The sequence below is a fragment of the Calyptranema fuscum S582 genome (genome assembly GCF_055793305.1).
Genome location: NZ_JBSLYH010000024.1, coordinates 41,567 through 61,738, shown reverse-complemented (window position 1 = coordinate 61,738; position 20,172 = coordinate 41,567). Strand labels below are relative to the sequence as shown.

Genomic DNA, 20,172 nt, shown 5'->3' with positions numbered 1-20,172 from the left:
CCTTCTTGCCTGTAGCTTCCTATAGGAGATGCAAATTTATCCTAAGAATGCCCACCCCTGAGGCAAAACTGAAGCAGCGATCGCCCGCTTGACTTTACTTTACAGTTGTCACGGTCACCGTCGTCGAGCCATGGCGCTACAGACTCAGAACAACCGATTTTGGGCGCAGTTAAGCCGATGTCATCCGCAACCCTCTCAGCATCTCGTCTGCATCTAGACCATTACCCATCACTTCGGTGAGATCAACCGGCGATCGCGAACTGACCTTAAAAAATAAAAACAAGTCAGAAAAGTGTTGACAATTTTCGGCAAAACGGTAACAATGAATACAGAAATAAAAATCGTTCATCCTAAAAAAGAGAAGTAAACCTCTTTTGTGAAGGACGGAAGTAGGGAAAGTCCCGAAGGAACGCGCCTCAACCTAATCTCGTTACAAAAAGAGGCGAATCATATGAAACTCAGTTATCGCGGCGTTAGCTACGACTATACCCCCCCTCAAGTCGAAACCAGCAATAGCAATACCGTTGGAAAATATCGTGGTCTGGATGTGCGGTTCCGCAATCCAGTTAAACTTCCTACTCTACAAACAACTTTAGATTTGCTCTACCGTGGCGTGGCTTACACCAACACTCCTGTTGAAGCTGCTCCAGTCGTAACCGTCCCTGTTTCAGTACCGGCTGCCGTGAAAGCAGAAGTGAATCCTGTCAAGGCAGTGGTTCTTTCGCTTGAAGAAAAAGCACGGTCTTTGATGATGAATCATCATCGCGGCATCAAGCATCGCCAACAAGTCATGTTAAGCCGTCTGGATGCAGAAGTTGGTTTAACAGCAAAAGATGCATCGGGCTACTGGAATCATATCCAAGGAAAAGTACATCCTAGCTTTCGTGCAACCTATGACCGTAGTCATGCTGCACTCAGCTAAATTTCCTCTCAAGACTCTTGTTTGAGTTGGTTTGAACGCACCCCTTCGGGGGTGCATTTTTTATGGCTACGATCACAGATTCATCAACCTACCATTTTGCTCGAAAGGTGACCGCAGAACCGTCACTCTCTCACAACAATGGGTATGGCTCTACGCAATCTAGTTAGACCAATCTTTTATGAAGTTGCGCCAAACTAGAACCCCCTTGGCAAGGGGGACGGCGACAGCCGGGGGTAAATCAAGCGCAGCCTCATATAAAAACGGTATTAGGACATCAGGGGGGTGAGGGTGGTGCCCTCACGCAGGGGTTTCACCCCTGCACCCCGCCCTAACCCTAATGCATACCGCTATATTTCATGGAATTGAAAATTGCTGGTAACCATAAAACCGAAGATTTATGTTTGGAAGCGCGGCGGAGTCGCGCTTCCAAACATAAACGTCTAGATTTTATTTAATTTGTGATCCTTAGGAAATTCCTGTTGCATTTGGAGAATGCCTGATAAGCTAATCAGCGTTGAGGTCACTTCAGTCATGACGATGGTTCAGTGTTGGAGCTAGATGATCTATGCACCCGAAATATTCGCTCATTGTGCCGATTTATAACGAAGAAGCTAATATTCCCGAACTATATCGCCGGGTCAAAGGGGTGATGGATCTGTTAGATGGGTCAGCTGAACTTATTTGCATCGATGATGGTAGCCGCGATCGCTCTTTGGAGATGTTGCGAGAGTTGCATCAACACGATCCACGCGTCTGTTACCTCAGCTTTGCGCGTAACTTTGGGCATCAAATTGCGGTAACAGCGGGAATGAACTTCTCTAGAGGCGCGATTGTAATCGTCATGGATGCCGACTTACAAGACCCGCCTGAGTTGATTCCAGACATGATCCAACAATGGCAGCAAGGGTATCAGGTCGTCTATGCCAAACGCACCCAACGTCGTCAAGAATCATGGACAAAACGGCTGCTTGCCTATGGCTTTTATCGAGTTTTACGCACCCTGGCTGATGTAGAAATTCCCACGGATACGGGCGATTTTTGTTTGATGGATCGGAAAGTGGTGAATTTGCTGAATACGATGCCCGAACGAAATCGCTATATTCGGGGTCTACGAGCCTGGGTTGGGTTTCGGCAAACGGCGATCGCCTTTGAACGAGATCCTCGATTTGCGGGGGATGTGAAATATACCTTCAGAAAGTCGTTCACCCTCGCTATTAATGGATTGGTTTCGTTTTCTAAAGCACCTCTGCGCATGTCAACGTATGTTGGCTTATTGGCAGCCGCGATCGCCCTACTTATGGCAGGCTTAGTCCTATACTGGCGCTTGTTTGAGCCTAACTCTCCCGTCACAGGATTCGCTACGATTGCAGTAGCGATATTTTTCCTCGGTGCCGTTCAACTGATCAGCATTGGGATCTTAGGAGAATACATTGGGCGAATTTATGAAGAAGTCAAAGGACGCCCTTTGTATACACTGGCAGAAGCCATGGGATTTGGAGAACAGCAGGGGTGAAAGCTAAGGATCACAAATTAAATAAACCTCGACCGTTTATTTTTGGCAGAGCAGCGACGCTGCTCTGCCAAAAATAAATCTTCGGGTTTATTTCATCTCCGATCCTGGGGATCGGAGATGAAATCTAACGCAATTCTTTTTTAAAAGAACGATGGCAGAACCGTTGTTTTCTCAAAAAAGAATGACCGGCAGTTCACTGATCTGTGATCCTACAGAGAAGCGTTTACGGTTGCGTAGCCCTGCCCCAGGGATGTGCTTTACCACAACGGCTTCTCAACCACGTCCCTAGGTTCAAAGTGGATCAATGTTGACACCTGCCACTACCCTGACCCAAGTCGATCTCACCGCTGCGATCGCCCGTCATCCCTTAACCCTTGCACCTACGGCGAGTGTTCTAGACGCGATCGCCGTGATGAACCAGGGACAGAACACCTGCTCCTTCACCTGTGAGATAGACGACGAACTCCAGTTAATGTTGGCTCAGGCTCAAACCAGTTGTGTGCTGATATTAGATGCCAACGATGACAACCGCTTGATCGGCATTGTCACCGAGCGCGATCTGGTGCGCTTGAGTGCCAGCGGCTGTAGGTTGGCAGACGTGGCGATCGCCGACATCATGGCATCGCCTGTGTTAACGCTCAAAGAATCTGAATTCACCGATCTATTTGCCCCCCTTTTTCTGTTCCAACATCATCGTATTCGTCATTTGCCGTTAGTCGATGACGCTGGGCAGGTGGTTGGGTTGCTAACCCACAACACGCTGCGGCAACTGTTGCGCCCGATCGATTTGTTGCATTTGCGGGTCGCCTCAGAGGTGATGAATACCCAGGTGGTTCATGCTGCCCCGACTCTATCTGTGGCACAGCTGACCCAACTAATGACTGATCATCGAGTTAGTTCCGTTGTCATTGTTGAGAAACCGGACACAACTGTCACCGATCGCCCTGTGCCACCATCGTTGCAACCTGCTGCCGAAGCGTTGATCCCGGTGGGCATTGTCACTGAGCGAGATATTATCCAGTTTTTAGCCCTGGAGCTAAACTTTGCGGCAATTCAAGCTCAAACCGTGATGAGTACGCCCGTGTTCTCGGTATGTGCCAGCACTTCCTTGTGGTCGGTGCGGACGTTGATGCAAGAGCGACAAATCAATCGTGTTGTCGTCACCGATCATCAGGGTTGCTTGCAGGGCATTGTGACCCAAACCAGTTTATTGAATGCGCTCAATTCCAGAGAAATTTACCGCATGGTGGAAACCCTGGAGCAAAAAGTATCGCAGTTGGAAGCCGAAAAGTTAACCCTCCTGCAAACCCGCAATGCCGAACTAGAACATCAAGTACAAGAGCGCACGATCGCGCTGCAAACCCAGGCAGACCTGGCACACGCCGAACTGGCAGAAAGAAAACGTGCCGAAGCCAGCTTGCAGCAAAGCGAGCGACGGTTTGAATCCTTGGCGATCGCCGCTCCGGTTGGCATTTTTCGCACCGATACCGCAGGCAATTGCGTGTATACCAATACCCGCTGGTGTGAAATTGCGGGGCTGAGTTTAGAGCTGGCAATGGGCACAGGTTGGGCAGCTGGGTTACATCCCGACGATCGCGATCGGGTTGCTACTGAGTGGTACGCATCTACTCAAGCCAATCGCCCATTCCAGTTAGAATATCGGTTTCAACGTCCTGACGGCAAAGTTACCTGGGTGTTTGGGCAGACAGCGGCAGAACGAGATGCCAGCGGCACCATCATTGGCTACATCGGCACCTTGACCGATATTAGCGAACAAAAACGCAACCAGGCAGAACGACGGCAATCTGAATTGTTACTGGAACTTCAGAAAGCAATTTTAGAACAGATTGCTAAGGGAGAGCCGCTCCCAGATATTCTAGAATCGCTACTTCAGTCCATTGAAGGGCAACTCAACCAGACACCCTGTTCCATCTTGCTATGTGATGGGAACGGCAGATTACGCTACGGTGCAGCTCTCCATCTGCCACTGGCATATGTCCAGGCGATCGATGGGATTGAGATCGGAGAAGGGGTTGGATCTTGCGGTACGGCGGCTTTTCGCGGTGAACCCATCATCGTCAGTGATATCGCAACTGACCCACTCTGGCAAAACTTCAAAGAATTGGCACTCGCACATGAGTTGAACGCCTGTTGGTCGATACCCGTTTTGGCAAGCGATCGCCGTGTATTGGGAACCTTTGCGGTTTATCACTACGAAAGCTATACGCCCACCGAACAGGATCTATCTATCGTTACCCTAGCCGCTAACATTGCAGGCATTGCCATTGAACGAGAACAGACCATACAAGCTCTGAGACAGTTAAACCAGGAACTCGAATGTCGGGTAGAAGAACGCACGGCTGCCCTACGGGTTAGTGAAGAGCGCTGGCAGTTGGCTTTGAGAGGCACAAACGATGCCATCTGGGATTGGGATCTCAGGACAGATCAGGTATTTTTCTCAAGTCGATGGAGAGCAATGCGCGGCTTTACGGAAGATGAGATTGGCAATCGTCGTGAGGAATGGGCACAGTCCATTCACCCAGACGATTACGATCGCATCATGGCTGCTGTCGAAGACCACTTTGCCAAGCGCACAGAATTTTTTCAGGAAGAGTATCGAGTGCGCCGCAAAGACGGCTCTTACCTATGGATTCTCGATCGGGGGCAGGCATTATGGGATGAATCGGGTCGGGCAATTCGCATGAGCGGTTCTGAAACCGATATTAGCGATCGCAAACGTATCGAAGAGGAACGACACCAGGCAGAACAAGTCCTGCGACGCTATGAGCGCATGGTTAATGCCACCCATGACAGTATGGTGCTCATCGATCGATCCTATCGATATCAAGTCATCAACCAGGCCTATCAGACCGATCACCAGAAGTCTCGTGAGCAAATCTTGGGGCATACGGTTGCCGAAATTATGGGGCAAGACCTGTTTGAACAGGTGCTGAAGGCTAACCTCGATCAAGCCTTTGCGGGACACACAATCCGTCAGGAACTGTGGGTGACACTGGCCGATAAAGCCCCGCAATACATGAGTGTGAGTTGGTCGCCTTACCTGGAAGCCGACCAAACAATTTCGGGTGCCGTAGTCACTGCCCGAAATGTAACCGATCTCAAGCGCATCGAAGCAGAATTGCACGACAGCGAACGTCGCATGGCAACCCTGGCAGCAGCGGCTCCCGTTGCGATTTTCCGGTTTGATACGCCCTTGAACTGTGTCTATGTCAACAATCGCTGGAGCGAAATGACAGGGAGACCCCGATCATCGGCTCTCGGTCAGGGATGGATGGAGGCGTTGCATCCAGACGATCGCGAGGCTTTTTTGCGGGAATGGGTTGAAGGATTTGCTCACTCAACTCCAGGTCATCTGATTCTGAGTAATAAGGAAGGCAGACACCTGCGCCCAGATGGCAGCATCAATTGGTACTATGTCCAAGTTGCTCAGGAAACGGATGCCACGGGTGCTGTCATTGGCTATATTGGCACCTTAACCGACATTACCGAACGCAAGCTGACCGAAGCAGCCCTGCGAGAAAGCGAATCTCGCTTTCGTAATGCCTTTGATACGACAGCGGTGGGGATGTGTTTGGTCGCGCTGAACGGGCGATTTTTAAAGGTTAATCCTTCCATCTGTAAGTTTTTGGGCTACAGCGAAGCAGAACTGCTGGAACTCACGTTTCAAGAATTGACCTACCCCGATGATCTGGCAAGCAGTCTAGAATTCGTCAATCGAATTTTATCAGGAGAGATTAACCATCACACGGCTGAGAAGCGCTATGTGACGAAGCAAAACCAGGTCGTTTGGGGATTGTTGAGTGTTTCCTTGGTGTGGGATATCCATCATCAGCCCCTTTATTTTGTGTCGCAAGTTCAAGACATTACGGCGCGTAAAGCCATTGAGAAACAACTTCAACTGACTCAATATTCTGTTGACAATGCAGCCGAAGGAATTCTCTGGATGAACCTGGATCATGGGTTCTTTTATGCGAACCATGCTGCTTGCCAGATGTTGGGCTACTCGCTGGATGAACTCTTGCAGTTGAATATTGCCGATATTGATCCAGACTGGCAACCTGAACGTTGTCAAAGGTTCTGGAATGACTACCAACACGATCAAGGTTCATCAGGCTTTGTGTTTGAGGCTCGTCATCAAGCGAAGGATGGGCGACTCTATCCAGTGGAAATTGTGGGTAATTTCCACTCATTTGATGGGCAAGTGTTCGAATTTATCAGAGTCCGAGATATCAGCGATCGCAAACGGGCAGAAGCCGAACTAGCAAAATCGCACCAAAAATACTACGCACTGATTCAATCGGTGAATGGTGTGGTGTGGGAATATGATTTCCGCACGGATCAGTTTATCTTTGTCAGCAATAAAGCAGAGGATCTCTTGGGCTATCCTCTAGAAGCGTGGCTGGCAGAACCCCATTTTTGGAGAAACCATGTCTACATCGAAGATCTGAGCGAGGCTGAAAGACTCTTTGATGAAGCGATCGACAATCGCAGAAACTGGGAGCTGGAATATCGCATGGTCGCTGCCGATGGCAGTCTCGTCTGGGTGTACGATATATCCACCCTAAATGTGGATGAAAATGGCGATTCCATCACCTACAGCGGTGTCTTAATCGATATTCGCGATCGCAAACAGGCTGAAGCCCAACTGCGCCACTTATCCGATCGGCTCAATCTTGCCTTGCAATCGGGTACCATCGGCACATGGGACTGGGATTTGATCCATGAAGCTACTTGGGATGAGCGGATGTATGAGATCTATGGATTAGAAAATCTAGATCGTCCTATTACGTACCACGACTGGATAGATCGCGTTCATGCCGATGATCTTGCTCCGACAGAAGCGTTACTGCAAGCAGCGCTTCGAGGCGAACAAGAGTTTGACGTTGAGTTTCGTATCTGGCGATTTGATGGAGAATTGCGTTGGATCAGAGCAACGGCGTTAGTGCAACGCGATCGCCAGGGTAACGCCCTGCGGATGACGGGAATTAACTATGATATTACCGATCGCAAACAAGCCGAGCTAGATCTGCAAGAAAGTCAACGATTTATTCAACAAATTGCCGACGCCTCGCCCAACCTTCTCTATGTCTACGACGTGCAAGACCAGCGGAATATCTACGTCAATCGTGAGATTTCTGTGATTTTGGGGTATTCGCCGGAAGCCATTCAGGCAATGGGAGATAGTTTCATGCAAAATCTGATGCATCCTGACGATATGCAACATGTTTTGCCAACCTATCATGACCGTGCTAGAAGCGCTCAGGATGGCGAAATTATTGAAACCGAATATCGCATGAGACATGCCAATGGGGAATGGCGTTGGCTTTACAGTCGCGATGTCGTATTCAAACGCGATGCCAACGGTCAGGTCAAGCAAATGATTGGCACGGCTCAAGATATCAGCGATCGCAAACGCTTGCAACAAGAGCAACGCCGATTAATTGCAGTTCTAGAAGCCTCGACCGACTACATTGGCATGGCAGATATATCGGGCAATATTATTTGGAACAATACTGCGCTCAAGCAGATTTGTGGGTTAGAGCAGGATGCTGCTGTCCAACAACGCCAAATTAAGGATTACCATCCCCAGTGGGCAATCGACCTGATTACGCAGCAAGGAGTACCAACGGCGATCGCCCAGGGTAGCTGGGTGGGTGAAACCGCGTTGCTCGATGCCACCGGACAAGAAATTCCTGTATCCCAACTGATTCTGTCGCACAAATCACCCCAGGGATCGGTGGAATTTTTATCAACCATTGCCCGTGATATGCGCGTGCGCAAGGAATATGAAAAACGGCTAGAGCGTTCGAATGCCGAACTCCTGCGTGCCACACGGCTTAAAGATGAGTTTCTGGCGAATATGAGCCACGAACTGCGTACCCCCCTCAATGCCATTTTGGGGATGTCAGAAGCCTTACAGGAAGACATATTTGGCACCCTCAACGAACGTCAACAAAATGCGATCGCTATGGTCGATCGCAGTGGTCGGCATCTATTGGAATTGATCAACGACATTTTAGAAGTCTCAAAAATCTCGGCGGGCAAGCTAAAACTCGACATTACAGCCGTTTCAGTGACCCATCTGTGCAATTCCAGCCTTACCTTTGTGCGGCAACAGGCCCTACAAAAACAAATTCAACTGCGCACCTTTTTGCCCAGCACTCTCGGAGAAATTGCTGCCGATGAACGCCGGATGCGGCAAGTATTGATTAATTTGCTGAGTAATGCGGTTAAATTTACGCCGGTTGGGGGGCAGGTAACTCTAGACGTTTGCTGTCAAGAGGGCGAACCGGGGAATGCGGCGGTGAAAATCTTGCACGAACCAGGAGCTGCGATCGCCGAGCCACCGCCAGAGCCAGGGGATGCAAACACCTGGATTGTTTTGTCCGTGATCGACACAGGAATTGGCATTAGTGCGGCAGATCAAGCCAGACTGTTTCAACCGTTTATGCAAATTGATAGCAGCCTCAATCGTAAGTACGAAGGCACGGGGTTGGGGTTAGCGTTGGTGAAGCAAATTGTTGAGCTGCACGGTGGGTTTGTCAGCGTTAGCAGTGAGTTGGGCAAGGGGAGTTGTTTTACTGTGCGTTTGCCCCATATTCAGCATCTGGCAGAGATCGATTCCCCCCCGTCTGTAGCCCAACCGTCTAGAGCCTCCTCCTCGGCAGAGCGCGATCGCCCTGCATCACCCCCGTCAGCTCATGGAGAAGTCAGCATTCCCTCCGAGACGACCGAGCAGCAACCTCTGATCCTCTTGGCAGAAGATAATCCTGCCAATATCCTGACGATCTCCAGTTATCTCACCGCCAAAGGCTATCGCATCATACTTGCCAACGATGGTCAAGAAGCGATCGAGCTAACTCAAAACCATCATCCTGACTTGATTTTGATGGATATCCAAATGCCGGGAGTAGATGGTTTAGAAGCAATTCGGCAAATTCGCCAAGATCCACACTCCTTTCAGATTCCAATCATTGCCCTGACGGCACTTGCCATGACAGGCGATCGCGAGAAATGCCTGCAAGCCGGAGCCAACAGCTACATTGCCAAACCCATCAAATTAAAAGAACTCACCCTGGTCATTCAGACACTTTTAGATCCCTGCGCCGACTAACATAGCGGGGTTATTTCGGAAAACACAACTTGCTAGATCAACTGTCGGGAGTTGGCGCAGCTGCGTCAACTCATTGCCGCGAAACTCGATCAGATTTCCCCAGAGACAATTGCGTCATTGACGTCCTACAGTTTCATGCTGAAAGCCCTAATTTGGCGCAGCTTCACAATTAAAACGGTATTAAAGATAAATTGAGTAGCTCGTCCTCTCAAAAAGGGGGAGGGCTAAAGGGTAAACTATAGGATGCATCGTGCGATGTATTTCAGTTAACACCGTTCACCTTAGAAACTAAATCTAGATATAGCTGTGCGAAAGATTGTTATTGCCGGTAACTGGAAAATGTACAAAACCCAGGCAGAAGCGTCGGAGTTTCTGCGCGGGTTCATCGAGCATCTGACAGAAACCCCAGACGAACGGGAAGTTGTGCTCTGTGTCCCGTTTACTGCATTGGGTAAGTTGTCTAAGGATTTGCATGGTAGCCGCATTCGCCTGGGTGCCCAAAATGTCCATTGGGCAGACGAAGGCGCGTATACAGGCGAAATTTCTAGCTCAATGCTATTGGAAATGGGTGTGCGGTATGTCGTCATCGGGCACAGCGAACGCCGCCAATATTTTGGTGAAACCGATGAAACGGTCAATCTCCGACTGAAAGCAGCACAGAAAGCAGGGTTGTTGCCCATTCTTTGTGTGGGTGAATCGAAGGAACAGCGGCAAGCTGGAGAAACAGAAGCTCTGATCATCAGCCAACTCGAAAAAGGATTGGTGGATGTAGACCAATCTAAGTTGGTGATTGCCTACGAACCCATTTGGGCGATCGGAACGGGTGACACCTGCGAAAGTCTGGAAGCCAATCGCGTCTGTGGTCTGATTCGCAGTCAACTGAAGAATTCAGAGACTCCTATTCTTTATGGGGGGTCTGTTAAACCCGGAAATATCGACGAAATTATGGCACAACCTGAAATTGATGGTGCCCTCGTCGGGGGTGCGAGTCTAGATCCCAAAGATTTCGCCCGCATCGTCAATTATCATCCGTAGAAATCAGCAGAGGGGCTGGAGTCGTGGCAACGTCACGACTCCAGCCCCTTTTTGCTGCTTAAATTTCATAGATTTCCAGGGGCAGTTTGTCAGGATCTTGAAAGAAGGTAAACCGCTTGCCCGTTAATTCATCAAGCCGAATCGGTTCGATCGCCACTCCACAAGATTGCAACTGCGCCACCGTTTCATCGAGATCGGCGACGGCAAAGGCAAGATGCCGCAACCCACAGGCTTCTGGTCGGCTGGGTCGTTCAGCCGGATTGGGAAACGAAAATAACTCAATTTGATCGCGATCGCCCACTCTCAGATCGAGCTTATACGAGTTTCGTTCTGCTCTAAACGTTTCTTGAATCACCGAAAATCCTAAAATTTCCGTGTAAAAATGCTTTGAGCGCTCATAGTCAGAGCAAATGATCGCAATATGGTGAATGTTTTTCATAGTTTCTTAGCGAGTAGCAGGTAAACCCAATTGATAGGTGCAGGGAGAACTTCAGTCCTCCAGATGAATCCAGTATGGTTATTTAACCTTGGCTATTGGTTATATCGCGCTGTGCAGGGGTAGAACTCCTTTTCTACTGACTGAGGATCATGGATTTCATCAAACCCAATTTGGGTTGAGAGGCAACGGCGCAGTCGTCACCCTCTCAACCCAAATTGCCAGTGAACTTACGAGTAACCTCTAACTCAAAACTTTTATGATCTTCTCAGCCAATCCTCAGCTTATCCAGATTCAATCAAGATCACAGAGGTGGTGGTGTTTTCGGTCTGACGTTTGAATCTGAAAAGTTGATTGGGCATACTCTGTGCGCGCAAAATCAATGGTTCAGATAGGCTTTGAGTGAGCCATTTCATCATCAAGCCGTCGTCTGTTTGGCATCTGACTTTTTCTCAGGGAATGTGACACATGCTAAGGATCACAAATTAATTAAAACCCTGACGTTCACTTTTGGAAGCGCCGCTCCGCCGCGCTTCCAAAAATTAAATCTTCGGTTTTATTAAACCCATGATCCTAACGGTCGCCCTGGAAATTGAGGTAAGGAATTTATGGCTAGATCAAATCTACGTTTGAGTCCCTGGCTCAAACTCGGATTCATTGCGTTGGGGGTTGCTGTGCTAATTGTTTTGACCCAGCAGTTTGATATTCAAGGAGTGCTACAACTTGCCTTGGATTGGGTACAAAGTTTGGGGGCTTGGGGGGCGATCGCCTTCATCCTGATCTATATGGTAGCGACCGTATTGTTTGTACCGGGTTCAGTCTTGACCCTGGGGGCAGGCGTGCTATTTGGCGTGGCAATGGGGTCGGTGTATGTGTTTATTGGGGCGTCGCTGGGGGCAACGCTGGCATTTTTGATTGGGCGCTATCTCACCCGCCGTTGGGTATCCCAGCAGATTGAAGGGTATGCCAAGTTTAAAGCTATTGATGATGCGATCGCCAGAGAAGGCTTAAAAATCGTCATTCTCACTCGCCTCTCACCCATTTTTCCTTTCAACCTGTTGAATTATGGCTTAGGTGTGACTCGGGTTTCGCTGAAAGACTATATCTTGGGTTTCATTGGCATGATTCCGGGAACGGCGATGTATGTTTATATTGGCTCTCTCGCCGGAAGCCTTGCCCGGATTGGCACCGAAACAGCCGTCAGCCCAGAAACCCAGAAAATTCAATGGATCGTTCGCATCGTCGGTTTTATCGCCACCGTTGGTGTCACCGTCTACGTTACGCGGGTGGCTAAAAAAGCACTCGACCAAAGCGTTTCCCCAGGAGAAATGAGCCATGTCCCCCTCAGCGATCCCTAATGTCTCCGTTTTGCCGATGGATGAGTATAACCAGGCGTTGGTCAACAACGCTCATCCGACAGACTGGACGAATCCTACCCCCGCGTCTCTCTACGATCTGGTCGTGATTGGTGCCGGAACTGCCGGATTGGTTACAGCAGCCGGAGCAGCGGGATTGGGTGCCAGAGTTGCCCTGGTCGAAAAGCACTTGATGGGGGGCGACTGTTTGCATGTCGGCTGTGTCCCTTCAAAATGCATGATTCGCTCGTCGCGAGTTGCGGCAACGATCCGCGCTGCCGGGTCTTACGGCGTGCGGGTGTCGGGGGATGTAGAGGTTGACTTTGCTGCGGTCATGGAACGGATGCGGCGATTGCGATCGGGGATTAGTCCGGTTGACTCTGCTCAGCGGTTTACGAAATTGGGCGTCGATGTATTTTTGGGCAAGGGACAGTTTCTTAATTCGGAATGCGTTGACGTGGATGGACAACGGCTTCCGTTCAAAAAAGCTGTGATTGCTACGGGAGCCAGAGCCGCCATACCTGCGGTACCGGGTTTGGCAGAAGCAGGATGTTTGACCAATGAAACGGTATTTACCTTGACTGAACGACCGCAACGGTTGGCAGTGATTGGCGGCGGTCCGATTGGTTGCGAACTTTCCCAGGCATTTCGCCGGTTAGGGTCGGAGGTTGTGCTGTTTCATAAAAACGCCCATATTCTGGACAAAGAAGATGCTGATGCCGCAGAAATTGTGCAGCAACGGTTTTTAAAGGAAGGCATCCAACTGCTGCTCAATGCCACCTTAGACCGGGTTGAGGTGCAGCCGCAGGGTAAAGTCATCCACTACACCTCAGCAGGGCAATCCAGTTCGGTAACGGTCGATGCGATTTTAATTGGTGCAGGACGGGTGCCCAATGTCGATGGCATGAATTTAGATGCGATCGCCGTGCAATACGACAAGCATAAGGGAGTGCAGGTCGATGATTACTTACAAACAAGCAATCCCCGGATCTATGCTGCCGGGGATATTTGTATGGATTGGAAATTTACCCATGCTGCCGATGCCGCAGCGCGGATTGTCCTGAAAAATACGTTATTTTCACCGTTTGGGTTGGGGCGTTCTAAACTCAGTGGATTAACGATGCCCTGGGCAACCTATACCGATCCAGAAATCGCCCATGTGGGGTTATACGAACGTGAAGCCCAGGCAAAGGGGATCGAGCTCAATACGTTTACGATTCACCTGAGTGATGTCGATCGGGCGATCGCCGATAGTGAAACCGAAGGGTTTGTCAAAATTCACGTCAAGCGCGGCACCGACCAGATTATCGGAGCCACAATCGTAGCTGCCCACGCTGGCGATCTGATCAGCGAAATTACCCTGGCAATGGTGAATAAAATCGGGCTGGGTAAAATTTCTAGCGTCATCCACCCCTACCCCACCCAGGCAGATGCGATTAAAAAAGCTGCCGATGCCTATCGCCGCACCTTACTGACGCCGCGCACTGCCAACTTGCTCAAATTCTTAATGAAGTTATCTTAGACACCTAGAACATGGCTCAATTTGGGTATATTTTGTGAAGTGAAAACTGTGTTTTCACTTCACAAAACCGTTTGCCTAACGGATGGGTCAACGCGGTGAATCGGATTCTGACAGAAATTGTCGGAATATAGCAATCTCGAATGGATTGTGAGAGGCTCACCCCGACGGGGTGAGCCTCTCACAACCGATCATTTTCACAGATCAAATAGGAGCGCTATACATGGGTTGCTGTTAGCCAGGAATGGGTGAGTCAAGAGAATGCGATCGCTGACGCAAAATTTAAGACTCCTTTTTCTATATTTAAGGCTAAACTCCTAAGATTCTAAGTCAATTCTCAGCTTGATCCGATTGAATAAAGAAGATGAAATCTGTTTTAACGAACACAGCAATTGGATTAAAAAACTGCTAAGCAATCTCCGGTTCATATTTCTATTCTCAGCATTAAACTAATATCAATTCTCTCAACGATGCTTCCGGAGCTTGAAACCAAGCATGGGCAAGAGAAAGGAGCTTAATTGGGTAGCCGCAAACCCTTAATTCTTCGATCTATATCTCAGCACAATTAAAACCTAAACCTAAAGCCCTATGCCGTCCGTACAGCAGGCAGTGTAGAATTTCACAGCTTGATCTTCAATCATGATGACCGACGGATCAAGGCTTAAATGGTGTCGGGGGTTCGGTGTACCCTATACGACAGAGTTTAATACGTGCAATATGAACAATCACTCTGGTTTCAAGCGGACGTATCGGTGAGCATCGGTCATCCCTGAGATGGTGAGTTAGGTGTATATTTGGGGCTTAATTAAAGAAGATTTATAGCAGATTTAATTTTAAAGTTTTCCATAATTTTCAGTGAGATTTCAACCTTATCGACACGCTGAATTACAAGCTGAAGACAACGGGAACTCAAGAACGCATGAGCTAGTTGCAGACATGAAGGTGGTTAAGCAAGTCCTGAATAAATTAAGCAAGCGCAACTATGGCGGCATTGATCCCTCTTCGCTGCAATTTCGGTTAACGATAGGTGTCGCTTTAGTATCGCTGTTGGGGTTGGGTGGGTTAGCGGCATGGACGAGTTGGAAGATGCAGCGGATGATCTTCGATACGCATAGTGGCGATTTAGAGGCAATTATCGAACATCTACCCCGCGAAATTGTTGATGAAAGCCCTGCCGCATCTAGCCACCGGATGCAAACGGTGGTCAATCAGTGGTCGTCTTCCGATTTATGGTTGTGGGTCAAGCAACCGGGAGGCAAGGTAATTGCCCAATCTCCCCTGTTTCCCGATGCAACCATCAAACGGGCATTGATCGCTTCAACTCAATTGTCTGTTAACCCCCGCATTGATGCGATCAACGGACATTATGTCGTCTGGTGCAGTACGCCACTACCGATGAATAATCAGCTGGGGTATATCTATGTCGCCCGAGATGTGACACAAGATTATCGGATGATGCTGACCATCACCCAAAGTCTGGTGATTGGCACCCTGATGGCGATCGCCACATTAACTGCTATCAGTGCCTTATTTATCTGGCGATCGCTCCATCCCTTGCGGCAAACGGCACAGATGGCATGTGGTAAAGCGGGTACCAACCAGGCAGTAGACCCCAACCAGGCACCGGGTGAGGTGCGAGAACTCGTCGAAAACTGGAATCGTTTGCTTGATCAACTGTCGAAAACCGGAGAGCAACAACGGCAATTTACCAACGGTGTCTCTCACGAACTGCGCACGCCCCTCAGCGTCGTCTATGGCTATTTACAAAGCATCCTGAGACGCGGCACAAACCTGACACCCCAACAAAAGGAAGCCCTACAAATCGCGGCATCTGAGACAGAGCGGACAATTCAAATGTTGCAAGACTTGCTCGACCTGGCACGGGCAGAATGCGGCACCGTGCAATTTGACCTTAAGCCTTTGCCCTTAGATGAGATTGTGGCAGCGGTGGTGAGTATGACGGAGGAATGCGAGCAGCGTTCGTTTCAACTGGAAGCGCCCGTCGTTCCGGTGACCGTGATTGCCGATCAACACTACCTGATGCAAGCGCTCATTCATCTGGTGAATAATGCGGTGCAATTTTCCGATGCCCAGCAGCCTGTGGTGCTCAACTGGAAGCAAGAGCAAGATCTGGCTGTGATTCAGGTTTGCGATCGCGGCTGCGGGATTCCGGAAGCCCAGCAAGAGCGGATTTTTGATCCGTTTTATCGGGTTGATCCTTCTCGCGCGCGGTCTACCGGAGGGGTTGGGCTGGGGCTGGCGATCGCCAAAGCCCTAATCGAAAACATGAACGGTACCCTCTCTGTCTACTCGGTACCCAACCAGGGCAGTACCTTCACCATCACCCTACCTACCCGATTAGTCACAGTTCCTAAACAACTATCCTCCAGTTCAACACCTTAACCTCTCTCTAAATCATTCCCCATCCTTCTAGCTATTGGTTCAGATATTGGTTCAGTATAGGAGTCACTCTATGTCAGCACATATCTTACTTGTTGAAGATGAAGTTAAACTGGCTCGTTTTATCGAACTAGAATTGGGCTGTGAAGGCTACCAGATTAGCGTAGAACATGATGGCTTATCGGGGTTGACCAAGGCGCGTGAGGCGACGCCCGACCTGGTAATTTTAGATTGGATGCTGCCAGGATTAACGGGCTTAGAGGTGTGTCGGCGGTTGCGGACAACGGGCAATAAAGTCCCGGTCATTTTGTTAACGGCTAAAGATGAAGTCAGCGATCGCGTAGCTGGGTTAGATGCCGGAGCCGATGATTATGTTGTAAAACCGTTTAGTATCGAAGAGTTGCTGGCTAGAGTGCGGGCTCATTTACGCCGCACCCAGGAAGAAGATGCCGACCAACTGCAATTTGAAGACTTGACCCTCAATCGTCGTACCCGCGAGGTCATCCGCAATCACCGACCGATTGAACTCACAGCAAAAGAATTTGATTTGCTCGAACATCTGCTGGCACACCCCCGTCAGGTGATTACCCGCGATCGCATCTTAGAAGAAGTCTGGGGCTATGACTTCATGGGCGACTCTAATATCATCGAAGTCTACATCCGCTATCTCCGCCTCAAACTCGAAGAAAACGGCGAAAAACGGCTGATCCAAACCGTGCGGGGTGTGGGCTACGTCCTAAGAGATTAGGTCTAACGGCTCTTGATACCAATCTTTTATGAAGTTGCGCCAAACTAGAACCCCCTGTGGTTCCCCTTGGCAAGGGGGACGGCGACAGCCGGGGGTTGAATAAGACGTAGCTTCACATTAAATCGGTATGAGAGAGCGGCGCACGCCGCTCTCTCAAGAGCCATCATCTATCCGGGCGTAAAGCGCTATAGATAGGAACCCTTAATCGCCACTGACAAAGGCTTGCATTTTCCATTCGCCGTCTACTTTACCAAATAGCGCCCGATAGCCAACAGGAGAATACGCATAACGACTCGACACAAATCCGCGTTGTCCATCTGGCAAAATCACAGGTCGCCAACCGTCTAAGGTTTCCATCGCTTGCAGTTGCGGCTCAGTCATTGTCGCCAGGGCTTGACTGTCAACTTTAAGGATTTCGTTGGCGACCGTTGCAACCACGGGGCTAGTGGCATTGGCTTCCGTATGAACCTCTACCCCTTCGCCAACGATGAAGATATCCACAAACGCATCGGCAATTTCAGGCGCTTGAAATACGGAGGGGCAAGCCCAGGTCGTATCGTCGGGCGGATTCCCTGGCACTGCATTGGCACAACCGATCGCCAGCGATCGCTCTAAATATTTCCAGAACGGAGCATCGGGGTTATCGAGGTCCTGTTCATCTAAGCGGGTCGGGTTACCAAAGGAAAGCCGAATATTTGGATCTGCAATCGACCGAATATAGTTGGCATCGCGATCGCTAACGGCTTGGCGGAGATCTGCTCGAAACGTAAAGAAATCACTGCCTGCGTCCACCTGGTCGATCGGTTGAGCCGGTCGCGGAGCATAGGAGTTTGCCGAGGTGCCTGTAGAAGGAACTGGGCTGGGGGTCGTGGTTGCCGTTGCTGTGACATCGGCAGGTGGAGTCGTCGTCTCCTGGGGTGCTTGACAGGCAGCTAACGTACCCGCCATCAGTAATGCGGCGATCGCCCCGATGGTTAACCGTTGGTTATGTTTCATCTGAATTTTGGTTTGAAAAATGTTGTATGAGATACCAAATCATAGGTTGAATCTCTTGGCGATCGCATCCATCCCAAGGACATTTCACTCAGCCCCTCAGCATTGCTATGAACGTCATGCAGAGTCTAGCTTTCATAGCAACTCTCAGCCCAATTCAGCCATTCTATGTTCTGCCGCAATTGTCAATTGAGTGGAGGATCGATTATTGTTTGAACGCCATGCTCTGCATGGCGTTCAAACAATAATCTGGTGCTAGCCAAGCCCGAAGCGCTATACTGCCTAAAATTCCATGGGATGATAGGATTTCTACGATATTGCTATTTAATCATTGAGTTCCATTAGTTATGGATTTAAAGGCTTTAATCCGAGATATTCCAGACTTTCCCAAACCGGGTATCGTCTTTCGAGACATCACAACTCTGCTGCGCAACCAAGCAGGGCTTCAGTACGCCATCGATAGTCTCGCCGAAAAATGTGCAACGCTCAGCCCAGACTATATTGTTGGCATGGAATCTCGCGGGTTTATCTTCGGGACTGCCCTGGCTTATAAGATGGGAGTCGGTTTTATTCCCGTCCGCAAACCGGGGAAATTGCCAGCAGCCGTTCATGCCATCGAATACGAACTGGAATATGGCATCGATCGCTTAGAAATGCATCAAGATGCAGGACATCCGCAAGCCAGAGTGTTAGTGGTAGACGATTTGATTGCCACCGGAGGTACGGCGGTTGCAACTGCTAAACTAATCGAACAAGGCGGCTGCGAACTCGTCGGATTTGCCTTTGTGATTGAGCTAGTCGGCTTAAACGGACGCAAAAATTTGCCCGATGTCCCTATCGTTACGCTGGTACAGTATTAAATCCGGTGTAAATCATCAGGTCGTGTTACAAATCTGGTATTCGTTTTTGGGCAAGGCGCACTCTACACGCCTTTCCCAAAAACTCAGGAGCCGTTTCCCCATTCCCTCTACTCTCTTCAACCACGTCTCTCTATGACTTCTACGAAAGCCACGTCGATTCAGCAGGTGATTCAGTCAATCGGCGATCGCTTGATTGCAGCGGTCACGAGTGAAACCTTTACCTATGTGGTCAAACGACTCTTGCAGGCATTACTGACGCTGTTGTTGGCATCGGCATTGAGCTTTTTTATCATTCAATTGGCACCGGGCGATTATCTAGATACGTTGCGACAAAGCCCACAAATTTCAGAAGACACCTTGAAGGCGCTGGAGCAACAGTTTGGCTTAGATAAACCTGCGATCGAGCAATATGGGCGGTGGCTCACCCGAATTGTTACTCGGGGAGATTTTGGCTATAGCTTTGCTTATCAGCGTTCGGTGACGGCATTGCTATGGGAGCGGATTCCGGCAACGTTGTTGCTATCGATCGCATCGTTGATTTTGACCTGGGCGATCGCTATTCCGTTGGGGATTATCGGAGCCGTGCATCAAAATAAAGCGATCGATCGCGTTTTGCGAGTGATGAGCTACATTGGGCAGGGCTTTCCGACGCTGATTACCGGACTGCTGTTACTCTTCCTGGCACAAAATCTGTCGCCGCTGTTTCCCGTAGGTGGCATGACCAGTATCGATCACAACGATCTGCAACTGCCCGGTAAAGTCTTGGATATTGCGTGGCATATGATTTTGCCAACGCTGGCATTGAGCATTACGGGGTTTGCCGGATTGCAACGAATTGCGCGGGGTGAATTGCTGGATGTGCTGCGGCAAAACTATATTCAAACGGCTCGTGCTAAAGGCTTACCCGAAAATCGGGTGATCTATGTTCATGCCCTGCGCAATGCGGTGAATCCATTGATTACGTTGCTGGGGTTTGAGTTTTCTGGGTTACTCGGTGGCGCATTTATCACCGAAAACTACTTCAATTGGCCTGGATTGGGACGATTGATTTTGCAAGCAGTGACCGCTCAGGATTTGTATTTGGTCATGGCAAGTTTGATGATGGGGGCAACAATGCTGATTTTGGGGAACTTGCTGGCAGATCTAATGCTCAAAACAGTCGATCCCCGCATCAAGCTATCTGACATTAACTAGTATTGCAAACACAAAATTTTGCAACATGGGGGTTTGGGGGCTGCGCCCCCAAGAGGGGGTTT

Annotated in this window: 13 protein-coding genes and 1 riboswitch; of the genes, 10 read left to right on the top strand and 3 right to left on the bottom strand. The window is 49.5% G+C overall.

Going from position 1 to position 20,172, the window contains the following annotated elements; all coding sequences use genetic code 11:
• Window positions 1–169: 169 nt before the first annotated feature.
• Window positions 170–349 carry a hypothetical protein gene (locus ACR6Z4_RS17055; RefSeq protein WP_479718502.1) on the bottom strand — a complete coding sequence of 60 codons (180 nt, stop codon included), beginning with the start codon at window positions 347–349 and terminating at the stop codon, window positions 170–172.
• A riboswitch (Glutamine riboswitch) is annotated at window positions 341–416 on the top strand. It overlaps the preceding gene by 9 nt.
• Before the next feature lie 35 nt (window positions 417–451).
• Here ACR6Z4_RS17055 and gifA point away from each other — a divergent pair.
• The 4 genes from gifA to tpiA all read left to right on the top strand — a co-directional run bounded on the left by gifA (window position 452) and on the right by tpiA (window position 10,605).
• A complete protein-coding gene (gene gifA / locus ACR6Z4_RS17050) occupies window positions 452–922 on the top strand; it encodes a glutamine synthetase inactivation factor IF7A (RefSeq protein ID WP_479718501.1) in 471 nt (156 codons plus the stop codon).
• Between the two features lie 565 nt (window positions 923–1,487).
• The gene (locus tag ACR6Z4_RS17045) at window positions 1,488–2,435 is read left to right on the top strand and encodes a glycosyltransferase family 2 protein (protein ID WP_479718500.1); all 948 of its coding nucleotides are present in this window, start codon (window positions 1,488–1,490) and stop codon (window positions 2,433–2,435) included.
• Window positions 2,436–2,739: 304 nt separating this feature from the next.
• Window positions 2,740–9,570 carry a PAS domain S-box protein gene (locus ACR6Z4_RS17040; protein WP_479718499.1) on the top strand — a complete coding sequence of 2,277 codons (6,831 nt, stop codon included), beginning with the start codon at window positions 2,740–2,742 and terminating at the stop codon, window positions 9,568–9,570.
• A gap of 306 nt (window positions 9,571–9,876) precedes the next feature.
• The gene (gene tpiA, locus ACR6Z4_RS17035; RefSeq protein WP_479718498.1) at window positions 9,877–10,605 is read left to right on the top strand and encodes a triose-phosphate isomerase; all 729 of its coding nucleotides are present in this window, start codon (window positions 9,877–9,879) and stop codon (window positions 10,603–10,605) included.
• Window positions 10,606–10,663: 58 nt separating this feature from the next.
• On the opposite strand, the gene gloA2 is transcribed toward tpiA, so the two are convergent.
• Window positions 10,664–11,044: an SMU1112c/YaeR family gloxylase I-like metalloprotein gene (gene gloA2, locus ACR6Z4_RS17030; protein ID WP_479718497.1), complete on the bottom strand. Its 381-nt coding sequence runs from the start codon at window positions 11,042–11,044 to the stop codon at window positions 10,664–10,666.
• A gap of 605 nt (window positions 11,045–11,649) precedes the next feature.
• Between gloA2 and ACR6Z4_RS17025 the strand changes: the two genes are divergently transcribed.
• The 4 genes from ACR6Z4_RS17025 to ACR6Z4_RS17010 all read left to right on the top strand — a co-directional run bounded on the left by ACR6Z4_RS17025 (window position 11,650) and on the right by ACR6Z4_RS17010 (window position 17,063).
• On the top strand, window positions 11,650–12,399 hold the full coding sequence (locus tag ACR6Z4_RS17025; RefSeq protein WP_479718496.1) for a TVP38/TMEM64 family protein: 750 nt from the start codon (window positions 11,650–11,652) through the stop codon (window positions 12,397–12,399).
• Window positions 12,377–13,918 carry a mercuric reductase gene (locus ACR6Z4_RS17020; RefSeq protein ID WP_479718495.1) on the top strand — a complete coding sequence of 514 codons (1,542 nt, stop codon included), beginning with the start codon at window positions 12,377–12,379 and terminating at the stop codon, window positions 13,916–13,918. The genes ACR6Z4_RS17025 and ACR6Z4_RS17020 overlap by 23 nt, the downstream gene beginning before the upstream one ends.
• An 852-nt stretch (window positions 13,919–14,770) precedes the next feature.
• Window positions 14,771–16,318, top strand: a complete 1,548-nt coding sequence (locus ACR6Z4_RS17015; protein ID WP_479718494.1) for a sensor histidine kinase — start codon at window positions 14,771–14,773, stop codon at window positions 16,316–16,318.
• 70 nt (window positions 16,319–16,388) lie between these two features.
• On the top strand, window positions 16,389–17,063 hold the full coding sequence (locus ACR6Z4_RS17010) for a response regulator transcription factor (RefSeq protein ID WP_479718493.1): 675 nt from the start codon (window positions 16,389–16,391) through the stop codon (window positions 17,061–17,063).
• A 201-nt stretch (window positions 17,064–17,264) separates the two neighbouring features.
• Here the strand turns inward: ACR6Z4_RS17010 and ACR6Z4_RS17005 are convergent, their stop codons facing one another.
• On the bottom strand, window positions 17,265–18,059 hold the full coding sequence (locus ACR6Z4_RS17005) for an SH3 domain-containing protein (RefSeq protein ID WP_479718492.1): 795 nt from the start codon (window positions 18,057–18,059) through the stop codon (window positions 17,265–17,267).
• A 344-nt stretch (window positions 18,060–18,403) separates the two neighbouring features.
• Here ACR6Z4_RS17005 and ACR6Z4_RS17000 point away from each other — a divergent pair, with 344 nt between their 5' ends.
• Together ACR6Z4_RS17000 and ACR6Z4_RS16995 are read left to right on the top strand one after the other, a co-directional pair.
• Window positions 18,404–18,916, top strand: a complete 513-nt coding sequence (locus ACR6Z4_RS17000; protein ID WP_479718491.1) for an adenine phosphoribosyltransferase — start codon at window positions 18,404–18,406, stop codon at window positions 18,914–18,916.
• A gap of 132 nt (window positions 18,917–19,048) precedes the next feature.
• On the top strand, window positions 19,049–20,110 hold the full coding sequence (locus ACR6Z4_RS16995) for an ABC transporter permease (protein ID WP_479718490.1): 1,062 nt from the start codon (window positions 19,049–19,051) through the stop codon (window positions 20,108–20,110).
• The last annotated feature ends 62 nt before the right edge of the window (window positions 20,111–20,172 follow it).